Source organism: Arthrobacter castelli DSM 16402, assembly GCF_000430705.1.
Lineage (GTDB): Bacteria > Actinomycetota > Actinomycetes > Actinomycetales > Micrococcaceae > Arthrobacter_C > Arthrobacter_C castelli.
The window spans coordinates 320,610-332,482 of the sequence record NZ_AUMN01000001.1; the positions used below are offsets into that span (position 1 = coordinate 320,610).

Genomic DNA, 11,873 nt, shown 5'->3' on the forward strand with positions numbered 1-11,873 from the left:
ATGGTCGACGGGCTATCGTGGCAGCCCAACCGACTACAGGTGCTTCAAGTAGCGTTGTGGTGAGGAGAGAAATGCTTGCCAGTTGGCCACAAGATCCAGCTCGTCCCACGGCTTTGGACGTATGCCCCAGCTTCCCACTTCCAGGATTTGCAACCAGAGTCCGCGCCCACGGAAACGATCCATGACCAGTTCCAGAAATGATTCACCATGGGACATTTGGTGAAATGTCAGATCTTGTTCGTGTTGAGGCGCTCTTGGATTCAGTTCAAGGTAGGTAAAGAGTCCATGCATCGTTTCTGCTCGAAGAAAATAGCCTCGACGTGTTGTTCCGGCGTTGCGAACCAGCTGCAGGTGGTTCGCAAGCTCGGATTCCGTAGACCGGGTCGTATGTTGTGCCCCGGTCGACCCACCCTCGGGCGAAAGACCGTAGGAAAGGGCGATAGCTTCTACCAGTGTGGATTTTCCGGAACCGTTCTCGCCTACGAACACGGTCGCAGGAGACAAGTCCAGCCCGTGATCAAGCAAATGAGCCACTGCTGGCAGAGTCGCCGGCCAACTGCGCCGGTCGAGCACATTCGCTGGATCTTCAAACAACTGACGAATCGGAAAACGTTCGAAGGCCATAACCCATTCTTACAGGGCCAGTATTCTAGATCCTTCCCCGCGCCCCTTGATGCGGATAGACGACCGTTCGAAAACGCGGTCGTCGCAGCGAATCCGGCAGACGAGCAGCCGTCAATGAAACGGCGCCCGGGCTGGCATGCCATTCTCCCCGCAAGATGTTCGGCCGGATTCCTTGACGTTCCCGGTAACGCAGAGTGGACTGATGTCCATGGGTAATGGCTCCGGCCGGGAGCCGGCGCGCGTGGCACAGGGCGTGGCGTTCATTCTGGCCACAGCTGCAACGTTGGCGCTGCTTCTGTCGCCCACCGTCATGACCGCGACAACCGGAAGCGAAGCTGGACAGACTCTGGAAGGACGCACCCTGTTGCAGGCGCAATCGGCGACAGTACTCGTCCCACTGGCAATACCGCTCATATTGACAGTGATCCCGCTGCTCTGGCCGGCACGAGCATGGAGGGCGGTCTCGCTGATTTGCATCATTCTTCTCGCTGGCTTCGTTGTCATTGGGTCAGCCTCAGTGGGGTGGTTTTACATTCCTGCCTTGATTGCCGGTTTGATTGCGCTCTTTCACCGGCCAAAGCCCCGGCAAACAGCCGGGCCGTAATCGGGTGTGTATGCCGAACATTTCCAGCTCCCGGTCGAGCTCAACACCCGGATTTTTTCGGCTCCTGCAATTGTTCAGGACGGTCGGAAATTTGCTGTCCCGCCGGACCTGTATGTGCCGCCACCTGCGGTTCCTTCGGAGCACCGATGACGCTCAAACCGGCCTCAGGGGGATAGAACCCAGGAACGCTTGCAGTTCAGCGTTGAACGCTGCGGGCTGTTCCAGGTTGGGGTAGTGGGCCGCGCCGCGGATGAGCGCGGTGCGTCCGTCGGTCACCGAGTCCGCGGCACGGGCGGCCATGCGAATATTGTCGGGGGTGTCCAGCGCGCCGGAAAGTGCCAGTACGGGTACTTGAATTTCGGCCAGTCGGCTCCAGGAATCCGGAACCGCCTCAGGCGCAGCGGCGTCGGGCCGTACATGGTTTGCAACGGTGCGGGTCACCATCTGCCGAAGGTGCCGCACGACGTCGTCGTCCATGTCTTCAAGCCGCCGTTTCGGGCCGGCTGCGAACAGCATGAACGCCTCGATCCAGCCCTCGGCATCGCCGGCCGCCGCTGTGCGTCTCCAGGTGTCGAGGAGGTCCAGGACCCATGGGTCTTCGAAGTCGGGTTCGCTCGTGCCTGCACCGACAACGACCACTCCGCGAACCAGATCCGGGTGCTCCAGGGCGGTGTCCAGGGCCGTGCCGGCGCCCATTGACAGGCCGATAAGGATGGCGGGGCCGGCGTCGAGATGCCGGATGAGTACGGCCACGTCGTCACAGTGACGAAACGGGGCAAACGGCGTGGACGAATGGCCATGACCACGCGCGTCGGGTACGACGACACAATGCGTTTGCGCCAGCTCCGGAACCTGAGGATCCCACATCCGTCCATCGAGTCCACCGCCGTGCAGCAGGAGCACCGGCGGGCCGGTTCCGTATACCGCATAGTGCAGCGTGCCATTGGCGACTTGCAGTGTGTTCATGGGTTTCCCCTATCAGCCAGTATCGGGTTGGGGCGATCGAGCCTTTGGTTTGCCAGCGAAAACGGCCGTTACCAGGCCAACGAGCGCCACGACGACGCAGCTGAGCAGGGCAGTATTGACGGCGTCGGCGAACACGTCCGGACGACCGAGCGTTCCCGGAATGCCATCGGAGAAGGGCGTATCGGCAACGTTGGCGACGATCCGGTCCTGCCATACACCCGACACCACCGCCACACCGAGCGCAATCCCCAGCAAGTAGGTGACGTACGAGGCACGCCAACCTGTCTCGGAACTCGCAGCCGGAAGATCGGCCCGGGTGAGCGTATCTGCCGGCGATTCGAGAAGACCGATGCCGGCGCCGAAGAGTGCCAATGGCGCGAGGAAGAACGTCCAGTCCACGTCCGTGGTGACGTGGGCCGTCCAATAGGTCCCGGCTGCGGCCAGAGCGAAGCCCGGCAGGAGCAGCCACCGGACATCGACCCGGGTGGTGAGTTTCTCGGCGATGGAGGCGGTGATGATGCTGGCGGCGATCACCGTCATCAACAGTCCGCCGGCGGACAGCGCCGAGTAACCGAGTTGCACCTGCAGGAAATGCGACAGCGCGAAAAAGATGCCGATACTTGCGAATTCGGTGGCCGCGCGTACGACATTGCCTGCGGCAAACCGGCGATATCGGAACAAGGCCAAATCCACCAGCGGCTGGGCGGCACGCGCTTCAACGACTGCGAACAGGGCCGCCGCGAGAGCAGACACGACGAAGGATCCCGTGATCATCGGTGCGCCCCATCCCCGCGTTGCCCCCTCGATCAGCCCGAACATTAAGGCGACGACAGCGAGGGCGCCGGATGACAGCCCCGGCCAATCCATCCGGCGTGGTGGATAGAGGGCGCGGGAGTCGGGAAGCAGCAGGACGGCACCGATGAGGACGGCGACAGCGAGCAGCGTGTCCATCCAGAAAATGAACTCCCACGATAAGGCTGTAGTCAGTGCGCCGCTCAACAGCGGCCCCAGTGCTCCACCGGCAAAGAACCCGCCCGCCTGGATGCCGAAGGCCCGCCGTTGCAACTGAGCCGGGATGGTTGTGCGGATAGTGGCGTGGATGGCCGGCTCCACCATCGCCGCTCCCGCACCGAGCACCGCTTGTGCCGTGACCAGGAACCCAATCGACGGTGCGGCCGCAGATGCGGCCGAAGCCACCGCGATGATTGAAATGCCGGTCAGGAACAGCTGGCGTCTGCCGCAAATATCTCCCAGCCGGGCACAAGGGATCAGCAGTAGGGCGAAGACGGTGAGGAATGCTCCCAGCACCCACGTGATCTCCTCGAGTGTGGCGCCGAAGTCCTCCATGATCGAGGGCAGCGGGATCGGCAGGGCGGCCGCATTGAGGATCACCACGAACGAGGCCAATGCCAGCAGCACCAGCATCGCCGTCGTCCGCCGCCCTAATCCGGCCGAGGGCGAGGTGGTCATGGCACTGCTGCCGGGCAGCCGTGTTCCGGAAATGGTGCCATACGATCAGGATAGTGGTCGTGTCGGAGCGTGCAGGCGAGCACTACGACATGCTGACTATGCGGAGAACAGCAGTGCGCAGCAGGGTGTCTTACCGGTTGACGTCGAGCTCATCGGGGAAGCGTTTCCAGGTGCGAAGCGGCGAGAAGCAGATCGGCAGCGATGCTGCGGCGGCGATGGCTGCCCACGCCCATAGGACGGGGACGACGCCGACCCACGCTGCCAGGGCGCCGCCGGCCAGGCTGGCGATAGGCATAATACCGAGCACGAAGAGGCGATTGCTGGCCGTGACGCTGCCCAGCATGGCTGACGGGGCAACTCGTGGGGTAATGCCCGAGCCGGCAACAGTGGACATCACGATCAAGCCGGCCCATCCGAAGCCGGAGAGGGCAAACCATACAGCCGGGTGCAATGGCAGGACCGGGGCCAACGGAAGCAATCCAATGACCGGCAGTGAGATGAGGCAGGCAAAGATCTTCGTTCGGCCGATACCGAGCCGGCGCAGTACGGGCACAGCTGTCAGTGAGCCGGCCAGGCCGCCCAGGGCGGAGAAGGTGCCGAGGGCAGCGTACAGTCCGGGGCCAATTTCGAGGACCGACAGGGCATAAACTGCGCTGGCTGTGTTGCCGAACATGGCCGCGGTGTTGGTCATCATTGACGAAAGAAACAGTGGTCGCAAATGCGGATGCCGGACTGTGAATGAGATACCCAGCCGGGCTGACGCCCAAAAATCCTGGCGGCTTCCATTTGACGGCGGCGGCTCACGATGGGGGATCCGGCCGATGAGCAGTGCCGAAACGAGGTAGGACACTGAAGCGGTGAACAGTGCCAGGGGTGCGGCGACGAGGCGCAGCAGGGCCCCGGACAGGGCGGGCGTTCCAACGGTGACCGTGGTCTGGGCTGATTGCAGTCGGGCGTTTGCCTCGTCGAGTTCGTCTCCAGTCACGATCGACGGGAGGTAGGTGCTGTGTGCCGTGGTGAAAAAGACGTCCGCGATGCTGACGAGGGTCACAGCCGCGAATACGTGCCACATGGTCAAGAACCCACAAAGGTACGCCACCGGCAGCGATGCGATCGTAATCGCCCGACACAGGTCAGCCGCTATCATCACCCGCCGCTTACGCATCCGGTCGACCCATACGCCAACCGGCAGCCCGATGATCAGGAATGCGCTGAGACCCAAGGCATTAATTACGCCGACGTCGAATGCCCCTGCCCCGAGCATCGACACCGCGATGACCGGCACCAACGTCCTGCTGGCCTCGTCGCCAACACTTTCGAGGGCACCAGAGAACCACAGCCGGCGGAACGCGGGACGGCGGAGAAGGCCCGGCTCAACAGGGACACCTTCATCGGAAACAGCATGTAAGGACATGCCTGACAGACTGTCAGGTGTAGCCTTACAACACAAGGCTTTTGGTTTCCGTATCGGTGACCACCAAGGGAGATGAGTGTGTATGGCGATTGAAGAGACAGGTCCGCATCCTTCGTTCTGCAGCTTCTGCGCAAAGCCACGATCCAGCACCTCGCGGCTGGTGGCGGGTCCCGGCGTCGCTATTTGTGGCAGTTGCGTTGAACGTGCGGCAAGGGTGCTGGACGATTCGGTGGGCGCGCCGGAGGATTTCGAAAGTGGCAACGGGCGGGAGTCGATGACCGATGAGCAGCTGCTGTCCCACTTACCGCAGGTGGCCGACGTCGGCGGGCAGGTCGAAGCGGCGCTCAGTGCCTGGGTGAGTATCGCCCGCGACCGAGGTATCAGCTGGGCCAGGATTGGCGGTTCCCTTGGGATGACGAGGCAGTCGGCGTGGGAGAGATTCCGCAGCCGCCCTGGCCCACTTGCCTCGGAATGACCCAGGCATCAAACGCTCTTCAACCGGACCGCCATACCGACGAGCGGGTGAAGCGAGCAGCTCAGGCACAGCCTATCGACAGGCGGCAGATGAAACGCATTCAGTAAGCTGATGGCAGCATAATCGCCGGGCTTGTCCTTGGGCCGGTTACGGCCGACTGCATAGTGATTGACTGGGACGTGTGCTGGGCACAGGAAGGAACACATGAGCGCATCCGAACTGCTGACAGGTGACTCCTGGCATACGGACCTCTTCGACATCCCCGCCTATTTGGCAGCACTCAATGTTGAGCCGGCGCCCCGAGTCTCGGTCTCCTCGAGCGGCTCCATTGGGCCCATGTCCACACGCTGACTTTTGCAAACGTCGACGTGCTGCTGGGAGACCATCCAGGAGTCAGCCCGGAGACCGTCCAGGCTCAACTGATCGATCGCGGGCGGGGCGGTTACTGTTTTGAGCATGGCCAGATATTCGCGGCGGCCCTCGAATATCTTGGATTCAGCGTCCGCCGCCATCTTGGACGGGTGCGTGGTTTAAGTAGCGCCCGGACCCACACGACCGTCCATGTCGACCTCGATGGACGTCGATACATGTGCGACCCGGGTTTCGGATTCAGCGTCACCGGCCCTATCCCTTTGGAAGACGGCGCCGTCCGCAGCGAGGGCGATCGACATTTCAAGATCGAGAAGCGCCAGGACTCGGGTGCTCCCATCTGGGCCCTGACCCGGCAGGGCAATGCCGAGCACTTCACGGACGAGCTGCCTGTTCATCCGATTGACGTGTACACCGGCCATCTCATTACTTCGACCAGCCCCCAGTCTGTTTTCACGCAGCACCTGATGGTCATGCGGCACACCGACGAAGGGCATGTGACGGTCACCGAGGGCGGGGTGACCACCCGCGTGCCTGGCCGCGAGACCGAGCATCGGGAGATCACCGCTGCCGAAGCAGTCCGCCTCGCCCGGGATCTGGGGGTGCGGCTGACGGAACATGAGGGCCGGCGCCTGCAGCGGGTGCTGGACGACCTGCAAGCGAAATGAGCCAGACGGGATAAGAATCCGTCCGACTATGGGGGGCTGGCTTGGCGAGTTGCAGCGTCGCACAATAGTTGCATGGGTGCATCCGCGGAGATAGATGCAAGCTACAGTGCTTACGACGAGCATCCGCTCAGCGAACCAGACGAATGGGGCGACCCGGACTCATTCCGGCGAGCGGCCGCAGCTTCATGAGCACTTCACATGTCTCCAGACGGATGGCTCAGGGGAGGGGCCGCTCGTGTCCTGGAAATCATTGGTCGGATGCGGTTGCGTTGCCGACCGTGCCCACCTGCGATCGGCGGATGGCGCGCCGTCGTGCATTGTCATGAGCGCCACGCAGCAGTTCGACGACGGTTGCCATGGTCTTGTCGTCGGGGCCGACGACGGCGATCCAGCCCAGCGCTCCGTAGACAGGATGCGGCATGAAGGTGTCCGGCGCTGCGAAATCGCGAGGCCCGAAGGTACCGGGGCTTTCACCGGTGAGCTCCGTGAACGTCGCCTTCGGGACGTGGATGTTCGCCCGCCACCGGCCGTCCGGGTCCAGGTCGGACTGGGCATCGTCGGGATAGTTCTTCGTCACGATGGTGGCGTAGGGCTGGATGTTCCGCGGGATTTGCCCATCCGGGGCGTAGTTGAAGAAGAAATCGCCCCATGCGACCTCGGGGAATCCGCTTCCCTCGCTCGGTGCGAGGACGAGGACCTCTTTAAAAGATCTGACTGTTTCAAGAATCTGTTCCATACTCATAGTTCAAGTATCTGCTTCAAGTGCGTATGGAGGGTTTATGCCTCACGCCAGCCCGGCCGTGCCGGGCCAGTGGCTCAGCACATCCACGGTGGCCGCAGCTTCGGGCTATTCCGTGCAGCAGGTCCGCGACCTCGAGCGGCTCGGCGTCATCCCGCCGGCAGCCCGGGCCGCGAATGGCTATCGCCAATTCTCGCCAAAGCATCTGCCCGCGTTGCGTGCATATCGGAACCTGGCTGCCGCCGTCGGGCCCGTGCCAGCACGGCAAACGCTCGCTGAAGCGCGTATTCTCCCGCTGGACCAAGCGGTGGCACTGATCAATTCACTGCATGTTTCGCTGGCCCGGGAGCGCGAGGACGCGCTTGCCGCCCTGCGCGCGCTCGACCTGATTGCTGCGGAATCCCACGGCCAGGCTGCCACTGTAGAGGCCGATCCGATGACGATTACGGAGCTCGCCGGGGCGCTCGGCGTCCGCCCGTCGACCCTCCGCTTCTGGGAGCAGGCCGGGTTGGTGAATCCTGAGCGGGTGACCACGCTCAACGCCCGCCGCTATCCGTCGGCGGCCATCCGTGAAGCGCGGATCACCGCCGCACTGCGCGCCGCCGGCTACAGGATCCCCGACGTCCAGCATGCCATCCAGTCCATCCGGCGGATCGATGACCTCGACACCTCAAGGGCGGCTTTGAGAACCCGGCTGGACGCAATCGCCCGGCGGATGCTCGCGCTGCTGACGGCAGGCACGGAGATCACCGAACTCATCACAGCGGCATAGTCCCGGCTCGCCCGCGGCGGCCCCTCCATGAGAGCGGGGTGAGCATTGGCCTCAAACGTTGACGACCTCACCCTCGTTCGGCACCCAGACCTTCCCTCGAGGGTCCCGGAAGGCGAGAGGGACGCCGCGGGATCGCTTCCAGTCTGTTGAATCAGAGACCTGGACGTGTACATGGGGTTCGGTGCTGTTGCCCGAGTTGCCGCATTGACCGACGCGCTCGCCGGTGTCCACCCGCTGGCCCGGACGCACCTGGAGCGTGTTCCGGCCCGAGGGCCACGGGCGACCGGCGCCCCTCGTGATCGGGCTCCCCATCGTGGACCGCAACCACCCGGCCCGATAACGGTGCCAGAACCGGTTGGCCGAAGCCGGCGAAAATCCCGGGCGGTTCGGCGGCCACCAGCGTGCGCCAGTTGCGTGGGGCGGACAGGCCGGCGTCGTCGACGGCGACGAAGTCGATGGCGTGCGACGTGCCGAAGGCATAGGTGCCATGGCTCGGAACGCGGCGGGCCGGACTGTTTTCCACCTTCCATGTGCCTTGGAAAGGAAAGTCGAGCGTCACGACTGTTTGGCGGGTCATCGTCATGTGGTCCTCGTTTCGATGCCAGGCCCATTCTCCGGAGGGCGCCAGCGTCATATCGCTGTGAGTCCAAGGACACCTGACCAGGGCAATTTTACTCGGTTTGACTCCGCAAGCCACGGGGGACTTAGCCGCACAGCTCCTCCTTCGTGCCGGGCTCGGCGGCAAAAGGGAATCCGTAGCTAGACAGTTACGTAAATAATTAGTTACGCTTTGTTCGTGGATGAGATCTTTGAGGCGTTGGCCGACACCAACCGGCGAATGATTATCGAGTACCTCCGGAGCGGGGAGATGAGCGCAGGTGCCATTGCCTCGAAGTTCTCCATTGCGCGTGAAGGAGTTTCGAAGCACCTTCGCATACTGCTGGCGGCCGGGCTGGTGTCTGTGAAACAAGAGGGCCGCAGCAGGGTCTACCGGCTTGAACCGGAAACCTTCAAGGAGCTGGACCGGTGGATGGACCCCTATCGAAGGTTCTGGGAGCAGCGTCTGGATGCGCTGGCCACGGAGATTCAGCGCGGCAAGCGCAGCCCTGCTTCCACTGCACCGCAGCCCACGTCCAATCGACCTGATATCAAAGGAGCATAACTGTGAATAGTCTCAAAGGAGAGATGGCCAATGTCATCCTTGGCCGGTTCCAACGTGAGACACCGGCGAAGAAGCGGGTGCACCTCATGCTCGAGCAGCACTATGACACCACCGCTTTGGATCTGTGGAACGCCGTCACTGACCCGGACCGCCTCGCCCGCTGGTTCGCATCGGTTGACGGTGATTTTCACGAAGGCGGTCACTTTGTCGTGGATTTTGAGGAAGGAGATGCCTCACAAATCGCGAGCGGAGAAGTGACCAAGTGCAGGGCGCCGGAGGAACTCCAGGTGACCTGGAATTTTCCCGGTGAAGAGCAATCTGGTGTTGAAATTTCGATCCATCAGGAGAGCGGTGGAGCGCTGCTGAAATTGAAACATCTCAGATTGTCAGAAAGAGCGGCTGCGGAGTATGGGGCCGGATGGCAGGCATACATTGAAGCGTTGGGGGCCGATCTCAATGGAGAATCAGCACGTGGGCCGGCCTGGGATGATCGTTGGAGCATCCTGCTGCCCGATTACCAAGAGCTCCTCGTGGCCCTTACGCGATCCACGAAGCCTGGCTCCACTTCGTAGCCTCAGGCAGGAATCGGATCGTATTGGCCCGGCCAGGTTCGGCTCGTTAGCCCACTGGTGCCGGGCTCGAAGCGACTCGGCTGAGCCGAACATCTCGACCACGACGGAGCTGGTCCAGAACAGCAGGATGAGCACGAAGCCCGTCAGCCCTGCCAGCAAGTGGATGCCTCGCAGCAGGTCCCGGGGATGCTGGAGCGTATCTGCGCACACCGTCGGTTGCGTAATGGCGGCCGCGCCGATGCTCCGAGTGGGCGCCCTAGTTGCTAAACTCTGCTGACGAAAGTCTTGCCCACCCTTGATGGTTACCCATTCGTTGCAACGAGCGGTATGAAGTACCGCTTCAGAGGTGTTGAGCCTGCGGACCAGCCGCGTGGAGGGGCTCAGACATGCTGCAAGTTAGCTGCGGATGGGGTATCAGCGGGAGTGGCCAAGGTGTACAGGACCGGGCTTTGTTGACCAGCTATTGACGAGGGGCGTAGCGTCAAAATCGAGGGGTCAACTGGCCCGTGAGGATTGCTTGAAAGAGCGAGGATTCAGGGGAAAATGAACTCAACGCAGCACGAAGAGCACGCCGGGTTCATTTATTCAGATCTCGACGACGATCTGCCGGCCGCCGAGCTGGTTGCACCCGGGGCATCCAACGATCCCGTAAAAGACTACCTGCGGCAGATCGGCAAGGCAGGGCTGCTCAAGGCAGCCGAAGAAAAAGACCTTGCCCTGCGGATCGAAGCGGGCCTCTACGCCGCTCATAAGCTTTCGGCCGGTGGCATCGATCCCAAGCTCAAGCGCGAGTTGGACTGGGTGGTGCATGACGGCAAGCGGGCCAAGAACTACCTGCTGGAGGCGAACCTGCGTTTAGTGGTGTCGTTGGCCAAACGATACACCGGCCGGGGAATGCCCTTCCTGGACATCATCCAGGAAGGCAACATGGGCCTGATCCGGGCGGTGGAGAAGTTCGACTACGCCAAAGGCTTCAAATTCTCCACCTATGCGACGTGGTGGATCCGGCAGGCGATCACCCGTGGATTGGCCGATCAATCCCGCACTATCCGCATCCCGGCGCACGTGGGGGAGACCCTCAGTAAGCTGGTCCGCGCGCAGCGGCAACTGCTGCAGGACCTGGGGCGCGAACCCGAGGTTGAGGAACTCGCCCGCGAATTGGACGTAACTCCGGAGAAGGTGGCCGAGTTGCAGCGCTACGGGCGTGAGCCGGTTTCACTCGACACGCCGCTCGGGGAGGACGAAAGTTCCAGCTTTGGCGACTTGATTGAAGACAACGACGCTGTCACCCCTCCGGACGCCGCCGAGTTTACATTCCTCCAGGAGCAACTCCATGCCCTGCTGGATACCTTGACCGAGAGAGAAGCCGGGGTAGTGGCGATGCGGTTCGGGCTGGTCAACGGCGAGCCGGCGACTTTGGACATGGTCGGGGACGTATACGGGGTCTCCCGCGAACGCATCCGCCAGATCGAGCGCCAAACCATGGCAAAGCTCCGCCATCCAGCGCGGGCCCAAACACTGCGGGACTACCTGGACTGATTTCGTCCGCGGCCTGCCGGCGCCGGAACGCGCACAGGTCAAGACCTGGTCGCGTCCCGACCCTCCGCCGGCGATGGAATCCGCCCTTCAGGAAAGTACGCCTCAAGAGCGGTGACCGGAACCCGGAACGAACGACCGAAATGAACTGATGGCAGTTCTCCGGAATGAATCTTCCGGTACACGGTCATCTTCGATACCCGCAAAATAGCCGCCACTTCAACGGCGGTGAGTAAATCGATCCCCTCGAAGTGCCCGGCCATCATCGGCTCCGGCTCCGGGCACGCCGTACTACAATTTCTGATCTCATTTTCATGCACGCCCCCCGCGCTTACACGCTCGGACTCTCCTGGCTGGAGCCGTCGTCGTGTGTAACACATGATACGCGGAAGAACGCCCCTGTCACAGAGGAAACACCGGCGAGTCAGCTCAGAATGTCCTTGGTGCTGAACCGCCCGTAGGCCAGAGCTCCGTGACAGTGCCTCATTCTACTTTTAAAAGT

General features: G+C 62.3%; 15 protein-coding genes and 1 pseudogene. 8 read left to right on the forward strand and 8 right to left on the reverse strand.

Annotation, left to right across the window (positions count from 1 at the left end; all coding sequences use genetic code 11):
- Positions 1-33: 33 nt before the first annotated feature.
- Entirely contained in the window at positions 34-624 is a 591-nt protein-coding gene (locus H535_RS0101660) for an AAA family ATPase (protein ID WP_026818162.1), read from the reverse strand.
- A 202-nt stretch (positions 625-826) separates the two neighbouring features.
- On the opposite strand from H535_RS0101660, the gene H535_RS0101665 reads away from it, so the two are divergent.
- On the forward strand, positions 827-1,228 hold the full coding sequence (locus H535_RS0101665; RefSeq protein ID WP_035767926.1) for a hypothetical protein: 402 nt from the start codon (positions 827-829) through the stop codon (positions 1,226-1,228).
- A 153-nt stretch (positions 1,229-1,381) separates the two neighbouring features.
- Here H535_RS0101665 and H535_RS0101670 read toward each other — a convergent pair whose 3' ends face one another.
- From H535_RS0101670 to H535_RS0101680, 3 genes are all read right to left on the reverse strand, one after another.
- Positions 1,382-2,194, reverse strand: coding sequence for an alpha/beta fold hydrolase (locus H535_RS0101670; RefSeq protein ID WP_026818164.1), 813 nt, complete (start codon positions 2,192-2,194; stop codon positions 1,382-1,384).
- A 12-nt stretch (positions 2,195-2,206) separates the two neighbouring features.
- Positions 2,207-3,664, reverse strand: a complete 1,458-nt coding sequence (locus H535_RS0101675) for an MFS transporter (protein ID WP_081416365.1) — start codon at positions 3,662-3,664, stop codon at positions 2,207-2,209.
- Positions 3,665-3,794: 130 nt separating this feature from the next.
- The gene (locus H535_RS0101680; RefSeq protein ID WP_026818166.1) at positions 3,795-5,078 is read right to left on the reverse strand and encodes an MFS transporter; all 1,284 of its coding nucleotides are present in this window, start codon (positions 5,076-5,078) and stop codon (positions 3,795-3,797) included.
- An 82-nt stretch (positions 5,079-5,160) separates the two neighbouring features.
- Between H535_RS0101680 and H535_RS0101685 the strand changes: the two genes are divergently transcribed.
- The 3 genes from H535_RS0101685 to H535_RS27520 all read left to right on the forward strand — a co-directional run bounded on the left by H535_RS0101685 (position 5,161) and on the right by H535_RS27520 (position 6,590).
- The gene (locus tag H535_RS0101685; RefSeq protein WP_035767932.1) at positions 5,161-5,553 is read left to right on the forward strand and encodes a ClpX C4-type zinc finger protein; all 393 of its coding nucleotides are present in this window, start codon (positions 5,161-5,163) and stop codon (positions 5,551-5,553) included.
- A 204-nt stretch (positions 5,554-5,757) separates the two neighbouring features.
- Complete coding sequence (locus H535_RS28835) at positions 5,758-5,904, forward strand: hypothetical protein (RefSeq protein WP_155838464.1); 147 nt, start codon at positions 5,758-5,760, stop codon at positions 5,902-5,904.
- A complete protein-coding gene (locus H535_RS27520; protein WP_081416366.1) occupies positions 5,901-6,590 on the forward strand; it encodes an arylamine N-acetyltransferase family protein in 690 nt (229 codons plus the stop codon). The genes H535_RS28835 and H535_RS27520 overlap by 4 nt, the downstream gene beginning before the upstream one ends.
- 247 nt (positions 6,591-6,837) lie before the next feature.
- On the opposite strand, the gene H535_RS0101695 is transcribed toward H535_RS27520, so the two are convergent.
- Entirely contained in the window at positions 6,838-7,332 is a 495-nt protein-coding gene (locus H535_RS0101695; protein ID WP_211236497.1) for a DUF6194 family protein, read from the reverse strand.
- Between the two features lie 37 nt (positions 7,333-7,369).
- On the opposite strand from H535_RS0101695, the gene H535_RS0101700 reads away from it, so the two are divergent.
- Positions 7,370-8,101: a MerR family transcriptional regulator gene (locus tag H535_RS0101700; protein WP_051298319.1), complete on the forward strand. Its 732-nt coding sequence runs from the start codon at positions 7,370-7,372 to the stop codon at positions 8,099-8,101.
- A gap of 51 nt (positions 8,102-8,152) precedes the next feature.
- Here the strand turns inward: H535_RS0101700 and H535_RS29790 are convergent, their stop codons facing one another.
- Positions 8,153-8,332, reverse strand: a complete 180-nt coding sequence (locus H535_RS29790; protein WP_245580131.1) for a M23 family metallopeptidase — start codon at positions 8,330-8,332, stop codon at positions 8,153-8,155.
- Positions 8,253-8,678: a hypothetical protein gene (locus H535_RS22880; RefSeq protein ID WP_245580135.1), complete on the reverse strand. Its 426-nt coding sequence runs from the start codon at positions 8,676-8,678 to the stop codon at positions 8,253-8,255. The genes H535_RS29790 and H535_RS22880 overlap by 80 nt, the downstream gene beginning before the upstream one ends.
- A gap of 219 nt (positions 8,679-8,897) precedes the next feature.
- Between H535_RS22880 and H535_RS22885 the strand changes: the two genes are divergently transcribed.
- From H535_RS22885 to H535_RS22895, 3 genes and pseudogenes are all read left to right on the forward strand, one after another.
- Complete coding sequence (locus tag H535_RS22885) at positions 8,898-9,263, forward strand: ArsR/SmtB family transcription factor (protein ID WP_051298387.1); 366 nt, start codon at positions 8,898-8,900, stop codon at positions 9,261-9,263.
- Positions 9,264-9,286: 23 nt separating this feature from the next.
- Entirely contained in the window at positions 9,287-9,835 is a 549-nt protein-coding gene (locus H535_RS27525; protein WP_051298322.1) for an SRPBCC domain-containing protein, read from the forward strand.
- A gap of 513 nt (positions 9,836-10,348) precedes the next feature.
- Positions 10,349-11,374: pseudogene (locus H535_RS22895) on the forward strand (RNA polymerase sigma factor); the annotation flags it as partial.
- A 38-nt stretch (positions 11,375-11,412) separates the two neighbouring features.
- Here the strand turns inward: H535_RS22895 and H535_RS0101725 are convergent.
- Positions 11,413-11,634: a helix-turn-helix domain-containing protein gene (locus tag H535_RS0101725; protein WP_155838500.1), complete on the reverse strand. Its 222-nt coding sequence runs from the start codon at positions 11,632-11,634 to the stop codon at positions 11,413-11,415.
- Between the last annotated feature and the right edge of the window lie 239 nt (positions 11,635-11,873).

Coding starts and splice junctions, on each gene's coding strand:
- H535_RS0101660 (WP_026818162.1), bottom strand. CDS start 624: ATGGCCTTCGAACGTTTTCCGATTCGTCAGTTGTTTGAAGATCCAGCG.
- H535_RS0101725 (WP_155838500.1), bottom strand. CDS start 11,634: ATGGCCGGGCACTTCGAGGGGATCGATTTACTCACCGCCGTTGAAGTG.
- H535_RS28835 (WP_155838464.1), top strand. CDS start 5,758: ATGAGCGCATCCGAACTGCTGACAGGTGACTCCTGGCATACGGACCTC.
- H535_RS0101675 (WP_081416365.1), bottom strand. CDS start 3,664: ATGACCACCTCGCCCTCGGCCGGATTAGGGCGGCGGACGACGGCGATG.
- H535_RS0101685 (WP_035767932.1), top strand. CDS start 5,161: ATGGCGATTGAAGAGACAGGTCCGCATCCTTCGTTCTGCAGCTTCTGC.
- H535_RS0101700 (WP_051298319.1), top strand. CDS start 7,370: ATGCCTCACGCCAGCCCGGCCGTGCCGGGCCAGTGGCTCAGCACATCC.
- H535_RS0101680 (WP_026818166.1), bottom strand. CDS start 5,078: ATGTCCTTACATGCTGTTTCCGATGAAGGTGTCCCTGTTGAGCCGGGC.
- H535_RS0101695 (WP_211236497.1), bottom strand. CDS start 7,332: ATGAGTATGGAACAGATTCTTGAAACAGTCAGATCTTTTAAAGAGGTC.
- H535_RS27525 (WP_051298322.1), top strand. CDS start 9,287: ATGGCCAATGTCATCCTTGGCCGGTTCCAACGTGAGACACCGGCGAAG.
- H535_RS22880 (WP_245580135.1), bottom strand. CDS start 8,678: ATGACCCGCCAAACAGTCGTGACGCTCGACTTTCCTTTCCAAGGCACA.
- H535_RS0101670 (WP_026818164.1), bottom strand. CDS start 2,194: ATGAACACACTGCAAGTCGCCAATGGCACGCTGCACTATGCGGTATAC.
- H535_RS0101665 (WP_035767926.1), top strand. CDS start 827: ATGTCCATGGGTAATGGCTCCGGCCGGGAGCCGGCGCGCGTGGCACAG.